This is a genomic window from Janthinobacterium sp. GW456P (genome assembly GCF_002127655.1).
Lineage (GTDB): Bacteria > Pseudomonadota > Gammaproteobacteria > Burkholderiales > Burkholderiaceae_D > Janthinobacterium.
This window is the reverse complement of record NZ_NEHB01000019.1, coordinates 40,204-56,747: the sequence shown is the minus strand read 5'-3', so window position 1 is coordinate 56,747 and position 16,544 is coordinate 40,204. Positions and strand designations below refer to the sequence as shown.

The window sequence follows — 16,544 nt, the reverse complement described above, 5'->3', positions numbered from 1 at the left end:
GAAAACTCGTGAAAAAACATGTGGTGGTATATAAAAAAGTGGCCGAACCGCTGCTGGCGCGCCTGCGCGCCGAATGCGAGGTGACATATTTCGAGGCGATCGACGCGGGCAACCGCGCCGCATTCGCCGCCGCCATCCGCGGCGCGCATGGCTTGCTGGGCGCCAGCGTGCGCCTGGACCGCGAACTGCTGGGCCCGGCCGTCGACCTGCGCATCATTTCCACCATTTCGGTGGGCGTCGACCAGTTCGACGTCGATTACCTGCGCGAACGGGGCATCCTGCTGGCCAATACGCCGGATGTGCTGACGGAAACGACGGCCGACACGATCTTCGCGCTGATCCTCGCCAGCGCGCGGAGGATCGTCGAACTGGCCGAATTCGTCAAGGCCGGGCGCTGGACGCGCAGCGTGGGCGAAAGCCAGTACGGCGTCAACGTGCACGGCAAGACCATCGGCATGCTGGGCATGGGCCGCATCGGCCGCGCCGTCGCCCGCCGCGCCGCGCTGGGTTTCGGCATGCAGGTGCTGTACGTGAACGGCGAGGCGGTGCCCGAAGTGGAAGCGGCGCTGGGCGCGCGCCAGGTGGCGCTCGACGACTTGCTGGCCGCATCCGACTTCGTCTGCGTGGTGTTGCCGTTGACGGCGCAGACGGAACGCATGATGGGCCGGCGCGAATTCGCGCTGATGCGCCCCGGCGCCATCTTCATCAACGGTTCGCGCGGGCGCATCGTCGACGAGGCGGCGCTGATCGAGGCGCTGCAGCAGGGCACCATCCACGGTGCCGGTCTCGACGTGTTCGAGCGCGAACCGCTGGCGCCGGACAATCCGCTGCCGCGCATGGCCAATGTGGTGGCGCTGCCGCACATCGGCTCGGCCACGCACGAAACGCGCTACGCCATGGCGCAGCAGGCCGTGGACAACCTGCTGGCCGGCCTGCGCGGCGAGCGCCCGCGCCACCTGGTCAGCTAAGAACAGTATCCATAAAAAGACAGACAGGGAAAGAAATGAAGAACAAGGTAGCAAGGGCAATGATCATCGGCGCGGGCGCCTGCGGCGGCCTGTGCTCGGCGCAGTCGAACGTGGCCATGTACGGCATCATGGACATGGGCGTGGTGTCCGAGAGCGGCGGCCCCGGGGGCAGGGTGCTCAAGCTGACGAGCGGCATCGCCAATGGCTCGCGCCTGGGTTTCAAGGGCAGCGAAGAGCTGGGCGGCGGCATGACGGCGATCTTTACGATGGACGCGGGCATCCTGGCCGACACGGGTGCCTCGGCCCAGGGCGGCCTGCTGTTCGGGCGCCAGGCCTTCGTCGGCCTCGCCGGTGCGGCGGGCACCTTGCGGCTGGGACGCCAGTACACCTTCATCGATAGCAGCCTGGGCGTGCTGGACCCGTTTTACCTGGGCTTTGCTGGCAGGATGAGCAACGTCTTCACGGCCGGCTACATCAGCCGTGTCGACAACAGCATCAGCTACAGCTCGCCCGTGCGCGGGGGACTCTCCGGTGAACTGGCGTACGGCTTAGGCGAAGTGCCGGGCGATGCCTCGGCCAGGCGCTACACGGGCGCGGCGGCCACCTATGCCAGCGGGCCGCTGTATGTGCGCATGGCGCACCAGGACGCCAACACCCTGTCAAGCGCGCAGCTGGCGGGCAGGGCGCGCAACACCGTGCTGGGCGCCACCTGGGACTTCGGCGTGGTCAAGGCGCACGGCGCCGTCGCCGTCAGCAAGAGCACGGCCGGCGCCGCCACCACGGTCGACAGCGCGGACCTGATGCTGGGCGCCACCTTGCCCGTGGGCCCGCACCGCGTCCTGTTTTCATACGTGCGGCGCGACGACCGGCGCGCCGCCAACGGCGACGCCACCCAGATCGGCATCGGCTACACCTATGCGCTGTCGAAACGCAGCACCTTGTACGCGGCCTACGCGCACATCGACAACCGCAACGGCGCCGCCTACCTGGTGGGCAATGCCACCGACAACGGCAGCGGCAACCAGGCCTGGAACCTGGGCCTGCGCCACACTTTTTAAGGGGAGAATCGAATGAAGAAAACCGGATGGATTTTGGTCGGCGCCAGCACCGTGGCGCGCGAATGGATGGTCGATGCGATCCGCCAGCAGGGCGACGCCGAGGTGCTGGCCGTGGTCAGCCGGGACGCCGCGCGCGGCGCCGCCTTTGCGGAGCAATTCGGCATCGCCGCCAGTTATACCGACCTCGATGCGGCGCTGGCCCATCCGGGCGCGGACGCCGTGTACATCAGCACCACCAACGAATGGCACATAGCGCAGACCTTGCAGGCGGCGCGCGCCGGCAAGCACGTGCTGTGCGAAAAGCCGCTGGCGCTGAACCTGGAGGACGCCCGCCGCATGATCGACGGCTGCGCCGAAGCGGGCGTGGTGCTGGGGATTAACCACCACCTGCGCAACGCCGCCAGCCACGCCAAGGTGCGCGAGCTGATACGCGCGGGCGAAATTGGCCAGCCCCTGTACTGCCGCGTGCTGCACGCGAACAACCTGCCGCAGCACCTGCGCGGCTGGCGCCTGGACGCGCCGGAGTCGGGCGGCGTCACGCTCGACATGTTCGTGCACGACGTCGACACCCTGCGCTTCCTGCTCGACTCGGAGCCGTGCCACGTCACCGCCTGCGCCACCAGCGGCGGCATGACGGTGGCGGGGCTGGAAGAGGGCCTGATGGCCGTCATCGAGTTCGACAACGGCACGCTGGTGCAGGTGCACGATGCGTTCAACGCGCCGTATTCGCTGTCCGGCGTGGAAATCATCGGCAGCAAGGGCACGATTTTCGCCACCGGCGTGATGACGCAGCGCCCCGTCGGCAGCATCAGCCTGACGCGCGACGGCGGCAGTGTCGACATCCCCGTCGAACACGAGAACCTGTACGTGCGCTCGGTGCGCGCCTTCCAGCTTGCCATGCGTGGCGAAGGTCAGCCGGCCGCCACGGGCGATGACGGCATGCGCGCGCTGGCGACGGCGCTGGCGGCGCAGCAGGCCAGCCGCAGCCACCAGCGCGTGACCCTGGCCGGCTGACGGCTGGCCGCACAAGTGAAAAAGCCGCCTGATTAAAAAAATCAGGCGGCTATTTTTTGCCTTGAAGCATCGAACGCCTGAAAAATCGTAGCGAGCGGATGGGAGTTGCGGCTAAGAAGCGCAACTGTGCTGGGGCACAGTGAGCATCGCAGGCCGCAAATCGCGACGCGCAGTAGATTTTTCAGGTGTTCATCATTCTTCGCGGCGCAAATGCGGGAACAGCAGGACGTCGCGGATGTTCGGCGAATCCGTGATGATCATCATCAGGCGGTCGATGCCGATGCCGCAGCCGCCGGCTGGCGGCATGCCGTATTCCAGTGCTCGGATGTAGTCGGCGTCGTAGAACATCGCCTCTTCGTCGCCGGCGTCCTTGGCGGCCACTTGCGCCAGGAAGCGGGCCGACTGGTCTTCCGCATCGTTCAACTCGGAGAAGCCGTTGGCGATCTCGCGGCCCACCATGAACAATTCAAAACGTTCGGTGATGCCGGCCACTGTGTCGGAGGCGCGCGCCAGCGGCGACACTTCGACCGGATAGTCGATGATATAGGTCGGTTCCCACAGCTGCGCTTCCGCCGTCTCTTCGAACAGCGCCAGTTGCAGCGCGCCCAGGCCGGCCGTGGCGAAGGGCTTGACGCCGAACTTCTTCAGTTCTTCCTTGATGAAGTCCGCATCGTTCAACTGCTCGGTCGTATAGCCGGGCGCGTACTTGTTGATCGCTTCGACGATGGTCAGGCGGTGGAACGGTTTTGCCAAATCGAGTTCGCGGCCGCCGTAGGTCAGGGTGGCGGTGCCGTGCGCGTCGATGGCGGCCTGGCGGATGACGGCTTCCGTGAAATCCATCAGCCATTTGTAGTCGGTGTAGGCCGCGTAGAATTCCATCATCGTGAATTCAGGGTTGTGACGGATCGACACGCCTTCGTTGCGGAAGTTGCGGTTGATCTCGAACACGCGGTCGAAGCCGCCCACGACCAGGCGCTTCAGGTACAGCTCGGGCGCGATGCGCAGGAACATCTGCATGTCGAGCGCATTGTGGTGCGTGATGAAGGGCTTGGCCGCCGCGCCGCCGGGAATCGTGTGCAGCATCGGCGTTTCCACTTCCATGAACTCGTTCTTTTCCATGAAGCGGCGGATCGACGAGATGGCGGCGGTACGGGCCTTGAAGGTGCGGCGCGTCTCTTCGTTCATGATCAGGTCGACGTAGCGCTGGCGGTACTTCGTTTCCTGGTCGGCCAGGCCGTGGAATTTGTCCGGCAGCGGGCGCAGCGACTTGGTGATCAGGCGCAGTTCGGTGACCTTGATGGTCAGTTCGTCCGTCTTGGTCTTGAACAAGGTGCCTTGCACGCCCAGGATATCGCCCAGGTCATAGTGGTGCAGGGCGGCCATGGCCGCTTCGCCGGTGAGGTCCAAGGTGGCGTAGATCTGGATGCGGCCGTCGGCTTTCGGGCCGGACGCGTCCTGCAGGGTGGCGAAGGCGGCTTTCTTGCCCGCTTCGCGCTTGAGCATCATGCGGCCGGCCAGCACCACGGTGACAGGTTCGGCTTCCAGCTCTTCGCGCGTCTTGCCGCCGTATTGCGCGTGCAGATCGGCCGCCTTGTGTTCGGGGCGGAAATCGTTCGGGAAGGCGACGCCTTGTTCGCGCAGTGCGGCCAGCTTGACGCGGCGCTCGGCGATGATCTTGTTTTCATCGGGGGCGGCGGCTTGTTCTTGGAGTTCCGTAGTCATGGTGTTCTTCGTTGGTGATGATTGATGATGTGGCGCCAGCGCAGGCGCCACGCTGGCAAACAGTGCGTCGACGTCGAGCGCGGAAAAATCCGGCACGATGGCAATGATGTTGTCGAAATCGGCAAAGGCCTCGGCCGGCAGGGTGGTGGTGAGTACCACGACGCGCATGCCGGCACGGCGCGCCGCTTCCACGCCCAGGGGCGCGTCTTCGAAGACGATGCAGTCTTGCGGCAGCGCGCCGGCCAGCAGCGCGCCTTTCAGAAAAACGTCCGGGTGCGGCTTGCCCCGTTCCACGTCGGCGGCGCCGACGATGGCGTCGAAGCGGTGACGCAGGTCCAGGCCGTCGAGCGTGAACGCGATATTCTCGTTTGGCGCGGCCGTGCCGACCACCAGCCCGACGCCATGCTGGCGCGCGCTGGCGATCAGCCGGTCGAACCCGGCCACTGTCGCCAGGTGCGGGCCATACAGTTCGCGGTAGACGATTTCCTTTTCAGCCAGCAGGGTGACGTGGTCGGCATCCTCGCCCAGGTACTTGGCGATGATTTCGCGGCCCTGCCGTCCCGCGGTGTCGCGGAAAAAGGCGTCCGCGTCCAGCGCATGGCCCTGGCGTTCAAAGAACGCCAGCCACGATGTCGTGTGGAAGGCCATGTTGTCGACGATCGTGCCATCCATGTCGAACAGGAAGGCGCGCTGCGCTGGAGCGGATGCGTTCATCCTTATACGCCTTGCTTGAGCGAGGCGGAGATGAAGTCGTCGATGTCGCCATCGAGCACGCCCTTGGTATTGCCCGTCTCGAAGCCGGTGCGCAAGTCCTTGATGCGGGACTGGTCCAGCACGTATGAGCGGATCTGGTGACCCCAGCCCACGTCCGTCTTCGAGTCTTCCAGCTTTTGCTGTTCGCTCATGCGCTTGCGCAGCTCATGCTCGTACAGCTTCGCTTTCAGCATTTCCATCGCTTCGGCGCGGTTGCGGTGCTGCGAACGGTCATTCTGGCACTGCACCACGATGCCGGTCGGCGCATGGGTCATGCGGACGGCGGAGTCGGTCTTGTTGATGTGCTGACCACCGGCGCCCGACGCGCGGTAGGTATCGACGCGGATATCGGCAGGGTTGACGTCGATCTCGATCGAATCGTCGACTTCCGGATACACGAACAGCGACGTAAACGACGTGTGGCGGCCGTTGGCCGAGTCGAATGGCGACTTGCGCACCAGGCGGTGCACGCCCGTTTCCGTGCGCAGGAAGCCGTAGGCGTGGTCGCCCTCGACCTTCAGCGTGGCCGTCTTGATGCCGGCCACCTCGCCGTCGGACTGCTCGAGGATTTCAACTTTAAAACCCTTGCGCTCGCAATAGCGCAGGTACTGGCGCAGCAGCATCGAGGCCCAGTCCTGGGCTTCCGTGCCGCCGGCACCGGCCTGGATGTCGATGAAGCAGTTGTTCGGGTCCATCGGATTATTGAACATCCGGCGGAATTCCATGCTTTCGATGACCTTGCGGATTTCCTGCACGTCCTGCTCGATCGCTTCGAGCGTTTCGTCGTCGCCTTCTTCGCGGGCCATGTCGAACAGGTCGCGGGTGTCGCGCAGGTCGGCATCGGCCTTGGCCAGGGTAAAGACGATGGCTTCCAGCGCCTTCTTCTCTTTACCGAGGTCCTGGGCGCGCTTGGGATCGTTCCAGACGGTGGGATCTTCCAGCTCTTCGTTGACTTGCTCTAGTTTCTCCGACTTGACAGTGAAGTCAAAGATACCTCCGAAGTTCGGCTTCGCGGACCGTCAGGTCGTTGAGCAGGGCGGAGATGATATTGATGCGTTCGGCTTCCATAATGTTCTGGTCTTCTATGGTGAAATCAAACCTTGAATTATACGCGAGCGCGGCGCGTTTCTGATGCCGGCAGCGCCGAATCGCCGCCGCCGAGAGCAATAAATGCGCTGTTTTGCTGTATTTGCGACAATATTTTTGCCTTGATGATGGCCAGCGTGCTGCGTATGATGCTGGCGATATTGTCTTTCCACAGGAAAACCCCCATGCGTTCACTTCCTCGTCTCGCCCTGTTACCGCTGCTGCTGGCCGGCTGCGGCGCCTTGCCGCCCGCCACCACCGGACCCGTGCACCCGCTGGCCGCCGCGCCGGCCGGCAGCAGCGCCACCCTGGCCTTGCTGGAGACGACGGACTTGCACGCGAATGTGCTCAGTTATGACTACTACAAGCTGCAGGCGGAACCGTCGATTGGCCTGGAACGCACGGCGACGCTGATCGCCCAGGCGCGCGCGCAATTCCCGAACAATCTGCTGCTCGACAACGGCGACACCATCCAGGGCACGGCGCTGGCCGACTACCAGGCCCTTGTCAAACCGCTGGCCTGCGACCAGACCCTGGCCATCTATAAGGCCATGAATTTGCTGAAAGTGGACGGCGGCGGCATCGGCAACCATGAATTCAACTACGGCCTGGCGTTTTTGAGTCAGGTGACGGGCAACCAGTTCGACGTCGACAGCGTCGATGCGGGCAAACCGCGCTGCGCCGGTCCCGCGTTCCCGCAGGTGCTGGCCAACGTCTACAGCGCCAGGACGGGCAAGCCCCTGTTTGCGCCGTACCACATCCTTGACAAGCAGATCACGGCCACCGGTCCCGATGGAAAACCGGTGACCAGCAGCGTGAAGGTCGGCATCATCAGCTTTGCGCCGCCCACCATCATGGCCTGGGACAAGCGCTGGCTGGAAGGGCGCGTCTACACGCAGGGCGTGCGCGAGACGGCGGAAAAATTCATCCCCGAGATGCGCGCGAAAGGCGCCGAACTGGTGGTGGCCATTTCGCACGGCGGACTCGATGACAGCCCGTATTCGCCGACCATGGAAAACGGTAATTACTACCTGTCGCAGGTGCCGGGCGTGGACGCCATGCTGATCGGCCACTCGCACCAGCTGTTCCCGAACGCCGTCAGCACGGTGCCGCAGTTTAATTTGCCCGGCGTCGACAAGGTCAAGGGCCTGGTCAACGGCGTGCCCACGGTGATGGCCAATTTGTGGGGCAAGCACCTGGGCGTGATCGGCCTGCGCCTGCGCCACGACGGCAAGCAGTGGGTGGTCGACAAGCGCGCCACGACGGTGGAGGCGCGCGGCATCCAGAACGCGGATAAAAGCTACGTACAAGCCGATCCTGCCATCGCGAAGCTGGTGGCCGAGGAACACGCGGCGACGATCGCCTACGTGCAGACACCGGTCGGCGCCACGGATTTCCGCATGTCGACGTATTTCGCCGACGTGGGCGACGTCAGCGCCATCGAAGTCGTGAACCAGGCGCAATCGAGTTACCTGGCCGCGTACGTGAAGGCGAACCTGCCGCAGTACGCGCACTTGCCCGTGCTGTCGATGTCGTCGCCGTTCAAGAGCGGCTCGGCCGGCGTGTCCGACTACACGGACGTCAAGGCGGGCAATGTGGCGTTGAATAACGCGGCCGACCTGTATCTGTATCCGAACGCGCTGTACGGCGTGAAGATGAACGGCGCGGAGCTGAAGGCCTGGCTGGAACAGTCGGCGCGGCGCTTCAATACCATCGACCCGAACAAGCTGGAAGCGCAGGAACTGGTCAACACGGCCCATCCGAGCTACAACTTCGACGCCATCACCAGCGCCGACGTGCGCTACCAGATCGACGTCACGCAGCCGCCGGGCCAGCGCATCAAGGCGCTGAGCTACAAAGGCAAACCTGTGGACTCCAGCCAGGAATTTTTGATCGCGACAAATAACTACCGCGCCAGCGGCGGCGGCAATTTCCCTGGCCTCGACGGCAGCAAGACGGTGGTGGCCTCGCCCGACAACAACCGCGAACTCTTGATCGCGTATGTCACGCAGCAGAAAAACCTGACGCGCGCGAACAACGGCGCGGCGCGCAGCTGGACCTTCGCCAAAGCCGCCACCAAAGGCCCGGTGGTGTTTTACTCGGCGCCGGGCGTGATCGAACTGGCGCAAGCGGCCGGCATCGACAACGTCACGCAGCTGAAGCTTGATGACGGCGCGGGCAAGGGCTTTGCGCTGTACCAGCTCGATTTGTCGAAATGATGCTGGCGAACTTGCTGCTGGCCGCCGCGCTGGCGTCGCCCGTGGCAGCGGCGGCGCCCGACGCCACGGCCCAGGCCAAGGTGCTGATGCGCGCGGGAGTAGCGACCCAGCCGCAGGCGCGCATCCTGTTCGAACAGGCGGCGGAGCAGGGCAGCGGACCCGCCGCGTATTACCTGGGCCTGATGCACAAGAACGGCATGGGCGGGCCGCAGGACAGTGCCGCCGCGCTGCGCTGGCTGGAACGGGCAGCGCAACGGGGCGTGGCGCCGGCCATGTTCATCGTGGCGAACATGCTGGCCGATACTGACGAAGCCAGGGCGCGCTACTGGCTCGACGCCGCCTGCGACCGCGACTACCCGGAAGCGCTGCAGCAGAAATCCGTGGCCCTGGCCGAAGGCCTGATGGGTTATGCGCACAGCGAGGAGCTATCATTCCTGTACCTGAAGATGGCCACGCATGCGATGGGGCACCGCCCGCCCGAGCCTTGAGGGCATGACGGGATGCCCGACGTTGGGCGTGCTGCAATTGGGATGTATTGAAGGAATCATTTATTTTTGATTTGAAATATTAATTCCTTGTATTAATTCTTAATCCTTATATTTTCTTGCGATAGTTTGTCATGTGCCGGTCGTTATTGGCTTTTTTGAAAGAATGTATGGCAGTATTTGCCATATAATTTTTTTATTAACAGTCCGATTCCGGGAGTCCGTGTGCAAAGTCAAACAATTCGCCAACAGAAAACAATGGTTCAGCAGCGCTGCGGCGGCGTAGCGTTCCTGCCGAGGAAAATGGCGCATGCCGTGCTGGGCATGTTTTGCCTGCTTTCCTCTGCCGCGATGGCGCAATTACCCGCGCCCATTAAACAGGGGCATCCGCGCCTGTTTGTCAATCAGGCCAGTTTCGATGCGTTGAAACCGCAGTTGCCGAACCTGCCGGCCACGTTTCCCGCCGCGGGCGGCAGCATCAGCCTGGAGCTGTTCGCCGGGCGCAAGGATGCGCTCGATAGCGTCAACCAGCCGATTTTTGGCGAATTCAATGCGAGCCGCAACGGCTTTTTTATCCGCCACGTCGATTCCTACGATAGCCCGGCCGGCGCGGCGGGAGAAAGCATCGGTTTCCAGGTCGGTTTTCAGGTCAATGGACTGGCCCAGTATCTGTCTGTTGCCAGAATCGATTTGAAACCCGATGCCTGGTCAACCATCCAGTTGTCATGGAATAGCCAGACCCATAAAATTGACTTGAAAGTCAATGGCGTTGTCGTGCCCACGGGCTGGAGAACGGTCGACGGGACCGGCGCCACGCCGCCGATGGCATGGCAGGCGGATGGGCAGATCAGCAGGATCGGCATGCGGCGCAATGAAACCATGCGCAATTTCCGCTTGCTCGATGGCGGTGGCCATGAATTGTGGCAGGCACCGGCGATGGATGCTTTGCTCAACAAGGCTTGGTACGGCTTCATGGAGCGTGTCGACGGACGGGTGAGCACGCTTCAGACCTGCCCGCTGATTCCCCCTGCCAGCGGCGTGCCTGAGCTGTGCAACGTGGCCACCGGCAGCCGCGGCACGATATATGAAACTGCGCAGATGCTGGCCATGGCGTATCGCCTGACGGGCAATGCGAAGTATCTCGACGGCGCCCTGAACTACCTCGACAAGCTGCTGGTGACTGCCCCCGTTGCTGGCGGGGAGTGGTCGTCGGGCGGACGGGTGGGTGCACTGGGCATCCTGTACGACTGGCTGTTTGCGGAAATGGGCGCCCGCGCTGTGCCCGACGCCGTGGGTTTCGGCACCTACCGCGAACTGGCGGCGCAGCGTATCAAGGACACCATCGCTGCCGATACGGGCAAGGGATCTGAAAATCTATTTGTCTCGATGTGCGGCTATCAGCCGTTATATATCACCAGCACCAGTTTTGATTGCAAGAAAAAACCCGTGTATGAAGGCTGGGATCGCAGCGAATCGAAGCCTTCCATTGCCAATTTCTATATCAGCGGCCACCCGTTCAGCGCCGTCAATAATGCCACCGTCGGCTTGCTGGCCATCGTTGACGAGCATCCGGAAGTGTTGCCGATGATTGAAACGTCGTATGCGCATTACGAAAAGGGCTTTCTTGCCGCGCGTGCCCTTATTTCCATCGATGGCGGCCACCATATGGGCTTTGCCTATGGCGTATCGAGCATTCCCGAGCGCTTGCTCCTGTGGCGCAGCGCGCTGGAAAGTACGGGGGCGGCGCCCCTGTTGCAGGCCGACTGGCAAGCCAGGCTGATATATCCGTATATCTACGGCTTGCGCCATGACGGCAGCTTTCCCGCCAGCGGCGATAATTTCACGACGCCGCTCGGCAGCACCTTGATCGGACAGCTGGCGCTGGGCGCGGTGACGGATACGGCCGATGGCGTCGCCGGGAAGTTTTATCGCGAGCACGTCGTGGCGTCGCGCGGTTCGCACGAAGCCTTGATACTGGAACGGCTGCTGTGGCCCGTTCAACTGCCGGCGGCGCCGCTGGAATCGCTGGAACTGTCGCGCCATTTCCGGACGTCGGGCCAGGTGCTGATGCGCGATAGCTGGGATTATGCCAATGCCACCCTGCTGGAATTCAAATCGACCTCCTTTATCGCGGAAAACCACCAGCACTTCGATCAGAACAGTTTTTCGCTCAATTACAAGGCGCCGCTGCTGCTCGACACCGGCTTGTATGAAGATTATGGCAGCAGCCACTGGTGGAATTACTACACGCGCAGCATTGCCCATAACACCTTGCTGATATTCGATCGGAACGAGCGTTTTACGCGCGGCGATAATGAATACAGCAATGACGGCGGCCAATGGTTCTATGCGCCGAGGCAGGGCTATCCGACGATCGAGGAAATCAGCCCTGCGGGCCCGAATGCGCTCGACGGCATCGTCCGCTACGAAAATACGCCGCAGTACACCTACACCAGCGGCAACGCAAGCAAGGCTTATGCGTCCAGCAAGCTCGATACGGCCAACGGTTTTGTGCGCAATGTGCTGTTCCTGCGCTCGCCATCGTTCTGGCCCAAGCCGGTCACGGTCGTCTTCGACAGCGTGCGCAGCAAGCAGGCCTTGCCGGCCACCTTTCTGCTGCACACGGCAAATGACCCCGTCTCGGTCGCGCCGGGCGTGACGGCCTTGGGCAATGGCCAGTACCAGCTGGGCTACCAGCCGGGCCAGGAGCGCATCGCCACCATACGCAATGGCGACGGCATGCTGACAGCGCAGACCATTCTGCCGCTCAATGCCAGCGTGCGCAAGGTAGGCGGTGCGCAGGAAGGGGGCAATGGCTGCGCGCAGACCAATCTCGACACTGGCGCCGTTGCCGGCAACGGCGCCGATTGCCGTTTTACCGTGCGCCGGCGTCAGGCCGACGGCAGTTATTTGTGGCGCAATCAGACGCCGCGGGTCAGCAAGCAGCAATCATCGACCAGCGATGTCGGCGCCTGGCGCCTGGAAGTGGCGGCTCCCGCAGCGCCCGCCCTGAACGCGCCCGAATACTTCCTGCATGTGCTGGCCGTGGCCGACAATGATGGCGGCACTGGGCCAGCCGCCGCGCCGGGCGCGACGCGCCTGCCGGCGGCGGCCAACACGGAAGCGCTGCTGCTGGGCGGGCAGTTACACGCCTTGTTCAACCGGGACGTGGCGCCCGCCGCCCGCATGGATTGGACCTCGCCGCTGGCTGGCGGCGCCATCCTGGCGACAGGACTGAAACCGGGCGCGCACTACGCGCTGACGTCGGCGCCGGCGGCCGGCGGCTACGCCTGGAGCCTGGCGGAAGCGGCCGATGGCGCAGGAACGTATCTGAGCTCGGATCAGGGCGTGCTTAGCATCGAGTAAGCCGCTTGCCTGGCGGTCGGCTCAAGCCTGAGCGTCCTTTTTCGGCCTGGCCCGCAGGCCGGCCGCCGCCTCGCCGATGGCGAACGGGTCGCGCGACAAAATGGCGGCGCCCAGGTCGACCAGCCTGGCCGCCGTGCCGATGGCCGCCTTGATGTCGGTGATGCGCTTGAGCTGTGACTTGCCCTTGGCGATGGCGGCTTCGATGTCGCCGCGCGCCTGATCGGCGCCTTCGGCCGTCAGGTAAATGCCGTAGGCGCGGAACAGGGCCACCATCTGGTCCAGGTGGTTTTCATATTGCTCCAGCAGCGCGCGCTCGTCCGGCGCCAGCGCTTCCCGTTCGCGGATGCGCAATTCCAGCACCAGGCTTGACGCTTGCGCCAGGCTGTCGGCGATGGCGTAGCTTTGCTCTTTCGTCAGTTCGGTCAGTGGGGCCATGGGATACTCCTGTGTGCGCGCCGCTTACCAGCGGGCGGGGGCATAGAACGCCGCTTGCCGCTGCAGCGTCTCGACGTCGCGTGAAAATCGCGCCAGCTGCCGTTCCAGTTCCGGCGCCTGCAGGTGGTCGAGATTGGCCCGCAGCGCGGCCACGCTCGCCTGCAGCGCATCGACGGCGGCGACGTACGCGGCGACGATCTTTTCCCTTTCCTGCACCTGCCGGCCTTCCAGGTGCAAGCGCGTGCGGATGTAGTTGGCGGCCAGCGGTTCGCGCGGTGCGGCGTTATCGACGGCGCCGCGCAGCAGGTCCAGGTCGCGCAATTCATCCTGCAAGCCGGCGCGGTAGCCGCGCTGCGCATACTCCTTGAGCGCATTGCTGACGATGTCGACGGCTTCCTGCTCGTCGAGCAATTCGCGCAGGGCCGATTTCTGCCGGCGCTGCGTGGCCAGGCGGCTCAGGTGCTCGCTCAGCTTGACGACCTTGGCCAGCTTGTCCGCATCGAGCAGGGGCGCGCCGGCACCCGGCTGCGCCAGGCCGCCCAGCGCATCGCCGAGGCCGGAAAACTCTTCTTTGTAGACGGGCAGCTTGTCATCGGCCAGCGCCGCCAGGGTCTGGGCATAGCGCAGCAGGACGTCGTTCAGGCTGGCGATCGACGCGCTGGCTTGCGCGATGGCGGCGCAATCGGCGCGCGCCGCCTGTTCGCTCGCTTGCGCATCGAAACGCTCGGCCAGGATCAAACGCTTGCGCATGGCCTTGTCCATACAGCTGTGGACGCCGCCCGCCAGCATCGGTTCGAAGTGGACCGACATCTTTTGCGTCTGTTCGGCAAAGGTGCGCACAGGCGCCAGGTTGGCGGCGCAGCCGCCCAGCAGCAGGCTGGCGCCGGCGGCAAGCAGCAGGTGGGAAATAGACGAGTTCGACGGGCGCTGCATATGGCCTCCATGCGGTAGCAGTGGCTGACGGGGCCGGCGCGCACGCGCTGGCATGGCCGACGTTAGCATGCTGGGCAGTCGCAGTATTGCGCCAGATCAGCATGCTGTTGAAGTCGTCCGGCGGCACCGCATCGGTGGTGGCACTGTTGCCAAATGGTGCAGTGTGCTCCAATTTGCGCCATATTTTCCTTACAAAAGACTGACATCGGGCCAGCAATTGGGTCTTTTCTGCATGTTGCGACGCGTCATATGTAGTTGTTGCTGGGGCATGTTTACTCACCTACAATGATTTATCGATGGGGCGGTTATCCAGCGTACGACTATAAAAATAAGTGGCATTTAAAACGTTGTAGCAGAGGAGATGACAATGAATTTGAAACAGAAATTGCTCGTGGCAAGTTTGGTTTTGGGTTTCTCGCAGGCGGCAGTCGCGGCCGACCCCATCAAGATCGGCGTGTCCGGACCGTTTACGGGCGGCTCCGCGCCGATGGGCGTGTCGATGCGCGACGGCGTCAAGCTGGCCGTCGCGGAAATCAATGCCAAGGGTGGCGTACTGGGCCGTTCCCTGCTGCTGATCGAGCGCGATGACGAAGCGAAGAACGAGCGCGGCGTGCAGATCGCCCAGGAACTGATCAACAAGGAAAAGGTCGCCGCCACCGTCGGCTACATCAACACGGGCGTGGCCCTCGCTTCGCAGCGCTTCTACCAGGAAGCGAAAATTCCCGTCATGAACAATGTGGCGACGGGCTCCATCGTCACCAAGCAATTTGCCGATCAGCCGGAAAACTACATTTTCCGCAATGCGGCCAATGACACCATCCAGTCCGGCATGATCGTGCATGAGGCGATCGAGAACCGCAAGTTCAAGAAAGTGGCGATCCTGGCCGACTCCACCAACTATGGACAGCTGGGCCGCGAAGATCTGGAAAAGGCGCTCGACAAGAAGGGCATCAAGCCCGTCGCCGTCGAAAAATACAACATCAAGGACGTCGACATGACGGCCCAGCTGCTGAAAGCCAAGCAGGCGGGGGCGGAAGTCGTGCTGACCTACGGCATCGGCCCGGAACTGGCGCAGATCGCCAACGGCATGGAAAAACTGGGCTGGAAAGTGCCGCTGATCGGCAGCTGGACCCTGGCCATGGGTAACTTCATCGACAACGCGGGCAAGAATGGCAATGGCACGCGCATGCCGCAAACCTTCATCCAGGACGCCAGCACGCCGAAGCGCAAGGCTTTCATCGACGCCTATGTGGCCGCCTACAAGCCATCGGGCGGACGCATGCCGTCGGCCGTCTCGGCCGCGCAAGGCTACGATTCCATCTACCTGCTGGCCGCCGCCTTCAAGCAGGCGGGCGGCACGGATGGCCCGAAAGTGCGCGCCGCGCTGGAAAACCTGAATGAGAAGGTGGAAGGCGCCGTCACTACCTACAACAAGCCGTTCAGCAAGACCAACCATGAAGCGATCACGGCCGACCTGACGGTCTTCGGTGAAGTCAAGGACGGCAAAGTCGTCCTCGCGAAATAAGCCTGGCAGACATTTGCCGCGCAGTGGCCAGCCTTGAGGAATCAGGACTGGCCATTTTTTTATCTCCCATCCTTCGGGGAACACCATGGAAATCTTCCTGCAGCTTGTCTTCAGCGGCATCGCGCTGGGCATGATCTATGCCGTCATCGCCTTCGGCTACCAGCTGACCTTTGCCACGTCCGGCACCCTCAATTTCGGCCAGGGCGAATCGCTGATGCTGGGCGCGCTCGTGGGCCTGTCCCTGGTGGGTACCATCCACGGCGGGCCGTACATGAGCTACCTGCTGATGATCCCCATCGTTATCGTCTTCGGCGCCTTGCAGGGCGTGTTCGTCGAATGGATAGGCGTGCGGCCCGCCATCAAGATCAAGTCCGAGTTCGGCTGGATCATGTCGACCATCGCGCTGGCCATCATTTTCAAGAACGTGGCGGAAAACATCTGGGGCAAGGATGACCTGATGTTCCCGTCGCCCCTGTCGGCCGCGCCGTTCCAGGTGTTTGGCGCCAACGTGCAGCAGATGCAGGTGGCCGTCATCGTCGGCGCGCTGGCCATCATGCTGGCCGTCGAAGTGTTCAACCGCAAATCGATCTACGGCAAGGCCGTGGTGGCGACGGCCAACGACCGCGACGCGGCCGGTTTGATGGGCATCAACACGGGCATGGTCATCACCTTTTCCTACGCGCTGTCGTCGGCCACGGCCGCCTTTGCCGGCGTGCTGGTGGCGCCGCTGACACTGACGGGGGCCACCATGGGCGCCTCGCTGGGCCTGAAGGCGTTTGCCGTGGCCATCATCGGCGGCCTGACGTCGGGCGTGGGCGCCATCGTCGGCGGCCTGATCCTCGGTATCGCGGAAACGACCACTGGCTACTACATTTCCACCGGCTACAAGGAAGTGCCCGGCCTGCTGCTCTTGCTGCTGGTGCTGGCCGTGAAACCGTCCGGCCTGTTCGGCAAAGCCGCGATCAAGAAAGTCTGAGGAC

Annotated in this window: 13 protein-coding genes and 1 pseudogene; 8 read left to right on the top strand and 6 right to left on the bottom strand. The window is 63.3% G+C overall.

Annotated features, from left to right (window positions below; genetic code table 11):
- The first annotated feature begins 8 nt into the window (after positions 1–8).
- The 3 genes from CBW66_RS18100 to CBW66_RS18090 are packed head-to-tail and all read left to right on the top strand — an operon-like array spanning position 9 to position 3,040.
- Entirely contained in the window at positions 9–968 is a 960-nt protein-coding gene (locus CBW66_RS18100; RefSeq protein WP_086139696.1) for a D-glycerate dehydrogenase, read from the top strand.
- Positions 969–1,003: 35 nt separating this feature from the next.
- Entirely contained in the window at positions 1,004–2,026 is a 1,023-nt protein-coding gene (locus tag CBW66_RS18095) for a porin (RefSeq protein ID WP_086139695.1), read from the top strand.
- A 12-nt stretch (positions 2,027–2,038) separates the two neighbouring features.
- Positions 2,039–3,040: a Gfo/Idh/MocA family protein gene (locus tag CBW66_RS18090; RefSeq protein ID WP_086139694.1), complete on the top strand. Its 1,002-nt coding sequence runs from the start codon at positions 2,039–2,041 to the stop codon at positions 3,038–3,040.
- A gap of 192 nt (positions 3,041–3,232) precedes the next feature.
- On the opposite strand, the gene lysS is transcribed toward CBW66_RS18090, so the two are convergent.
- From lysS to CBW66_RS29035, 4 genes and pseudogenes are all read right to left on the bottom strand, one after another.
- A complete protein-coding gene (gene lysS, locus CBW66_RS18085; RefSeq protein WP_170933086.1) occupies positions 3,233–4,762 on the bottom strand; it encodes a lysine--tRNA ligase in 1,530 nt (509 codons plus the stop codon).
- A gap of 165 nt (positions 4,763–4,927) precedes the next feature.
- Positions 4,928–5,476 (bottom strand): annotated as a pseudogene (locus CBW66_RS29470) (HAD family hydrolase); the annotation flags it as partial.
- A gap of 2 nt (positions 5,477–5,478) precedes the next feature.
- A protein-coding gene (prfB, locus tag CBW66_RS18080; RefSeq protein WP_139143151.1) for a peptide chain release factor 2 occupies positions 5,479–6,583 on the bottom strand; the annotation gives its coding sequence in 2 pieces (ribosomal slippage) (positions 5,479–6,501 and positions 6,503–6,583; 1,104 coding nt in all).
- Between the two features lie 37 nt (positions 6,584–6,620).
- Complete coding sequence (locus CBW66_RS29035; protein WP_170933085.1) at positions 6,621–6,788, bottom strand: hypothetical protein; 168 nt, start codon at positions 6,786–6,788, stop codon at positions 6,621–6,623.
- Here CBW66_RS29035 and CBW66_RS18075 point away from each other — a divergent pair.
- From CBW66_RS18075 to CBW66_RS18065, 3 genes are all read left to right on the top strand, one after another.
- A complete protein-coding gene (locus tag CBW66_RS18075) occupies positions 6,787–8,820 on the top strand; it encodes a bifunctional 2',3'-cyclic-nucleotide 2'-phosphodiesterase/3'-nucleotidase (protein ID WP_086139692.1) in 2,034 nt (677 codons plus the stop codon). The two genes, CBW66_RS29035 and CBW66_RS18075, sit on opposite strands and share 2 nt — an antisense overlap.
- Entirely contained in the window at positions 8,817–9,308 is a 492-nt protein-coding gene (locus CBW66_RS18070; protein WP_086139691.1) for a tetratricopeptide repeat protein, read from the top strand. The genes CBW66_RS18075 and CBW66_RS18070 overlap by 4 nt, the downstream gene beginning before the upstream one ends.
- 255 nt (positions 9,309–9,563) lie before the next feature.
- Positions 9,564–12,671: a heparinase II/III family protein gene (locus tag CBW66_RS18065; protein ID WP_086139690.1), complete on the top strand. Its 3,108-nt coding sequence runs from the start codon at positions 9,564–9,566 to the stop codon at positions 12,669–12,671.
- Positions 12,672–12,692: 21 nt separating this feature from the next.
- On the opposite strand, the gene CBW66_RS18060 is transcribed toward CBW66_RS18065, so the two are convergent.
- Complete coding sequence (locus CBW66_RS18060; RefSeq protein ID WP_086139689.1) at positions 12,693–13,106, bottom strand: hypothetical protein; 414 nt, start codon at positions 13,104–13,106, stop codon at positions 12,693–12,695.
- A 24-nt stretch (positions 13,107–13,130) separates the two neighbouring features.
- Positions 13,131–14,039, bottom strand: a complete 909-nt coding sequence (locus CBW66_RS18055) for a hypothetical protein (protein ID WP_086139688.1) — start codon at positions 14,037–14,039, stop codon at positions 13,131–13,133.
- A 367-nt stretch (positions 14,040–14,406) separates the two neighbouring features.
- Here CBW66_RS18055 and CBW66_RS18050 point away from each other — a divergent pair, with 367 nt between their 5' ends.
- Positions 14,407–15,564 (top strand): ABC transporter substrate-binding protein, encoded by a 1,158-nt coding sequence (locus tag CBW66_RS18050; protein ID WP_086139687.1) that lies wholly within the window; start codon positions 14,407–14,409, stop codon positions 15,562–15,564.
- An 85-nt stretch (positions 15,565–15,649) separates the two neighbouring features.
- On the top strand, positions 15,650–16,540 hold the full coding sequence (locus CBW66_RS18045; RefSeq protein WP_010398938.1) for a branched-chain amino acid ABC transporter permease: 891 nt from the start codon (positions 15,650–15,652) through the stop codon (positions 16,538–16,540).
- The last annotated feature ends 4 nt before the right edge of the window (positions 16,541–16,544 follow it).

What these genes read in the sequence shown, in the direction of transcription:
- CBW66_RS18050 (WP_086139687.1), top strand. Translation starts at nt 14,407, where the DNA reads ATGAATTTGAAACAGAAATTGCTCGTGGCAAGTTTGGTTTTGGGTTTC.
- CBW66_RS18065 (WP_086139690.1), top strand. Translation starts at nt 9,564, where the DNA reads ATGGTTCAGCAGCGCTGCGGCGGCGTAGCGTTCCTGCCGAGGAAAATG.
- CBW66_RS29035 (WP_170933085.1), bottom strand. Translation starts at nt 6,788, where the DNA reads ATGGGGGTTTTCCTGTGGAAAGACAATATCGCCAGCATCATACGCAGC.
- CBW66_RS18090 (WP_086139694.1), top strand. Translation starts at nt 2,039, where the DNA reads ATGAAGAAAACCGGATGGATTTTGGTCGGCGCCAGCACCGTGGCGCGC.
- CBW66_RS18045 (WP_010398938.1), top strand. Translation starts at nt 15,650, where the DNA reads ATGGAAATCTTCCTGCAGCTTGTCTTCAGCGGCATCGCGCTGGGCATG.
- CBW66_RS18060 (WP_086139689.1), bottom strand. Translation starts at nt 13,106, where the DNA reads ATGGCCCCACTGACCGAACTGACGAAAGAGCAAAGCTACGCCATCGCC.
- CBW66_RS18055 (WP_086139688.1), bottom strand. Translation starts at nt 14,039, where the DNA reads ATGCAGCGCCCGTCGAACTCGTCTATTTCCCACCTGCTGCTTGCCGCC.
- CBW66_RS18070 (WP_086139691.1), top strand. Translation starts at nt 8,817, where the DNA reads ATGATGCTGGCGAACTTGCTGCTGGCCGCCGCGCTGGCGTCGCCCGTG.
- CBW66_RS18095 (WP_086139695.1), top strand. Translation starts at nt 1,004, where the DNA reads ATGAAGAACAAGGTAGCAAGGGCAATGATCATCGGCGCGGGCGCCTGC.
- CBW66_RS18075 (WP_086139692.1), top strand. Translation starts at nt 6,787, where the DNA reads ATGCGTTCACTTCCTCGTCTCGCCCTGTTACCGCTGCTGCTGGCCGGC.
- lysS (WP_170933086.1), bottom strand. Translation starts at nt 4,762, where the DNA reads ATGACTACGGAACTCCAAGAACAAGCCGCCGCCCCCGATGAAAACAAG.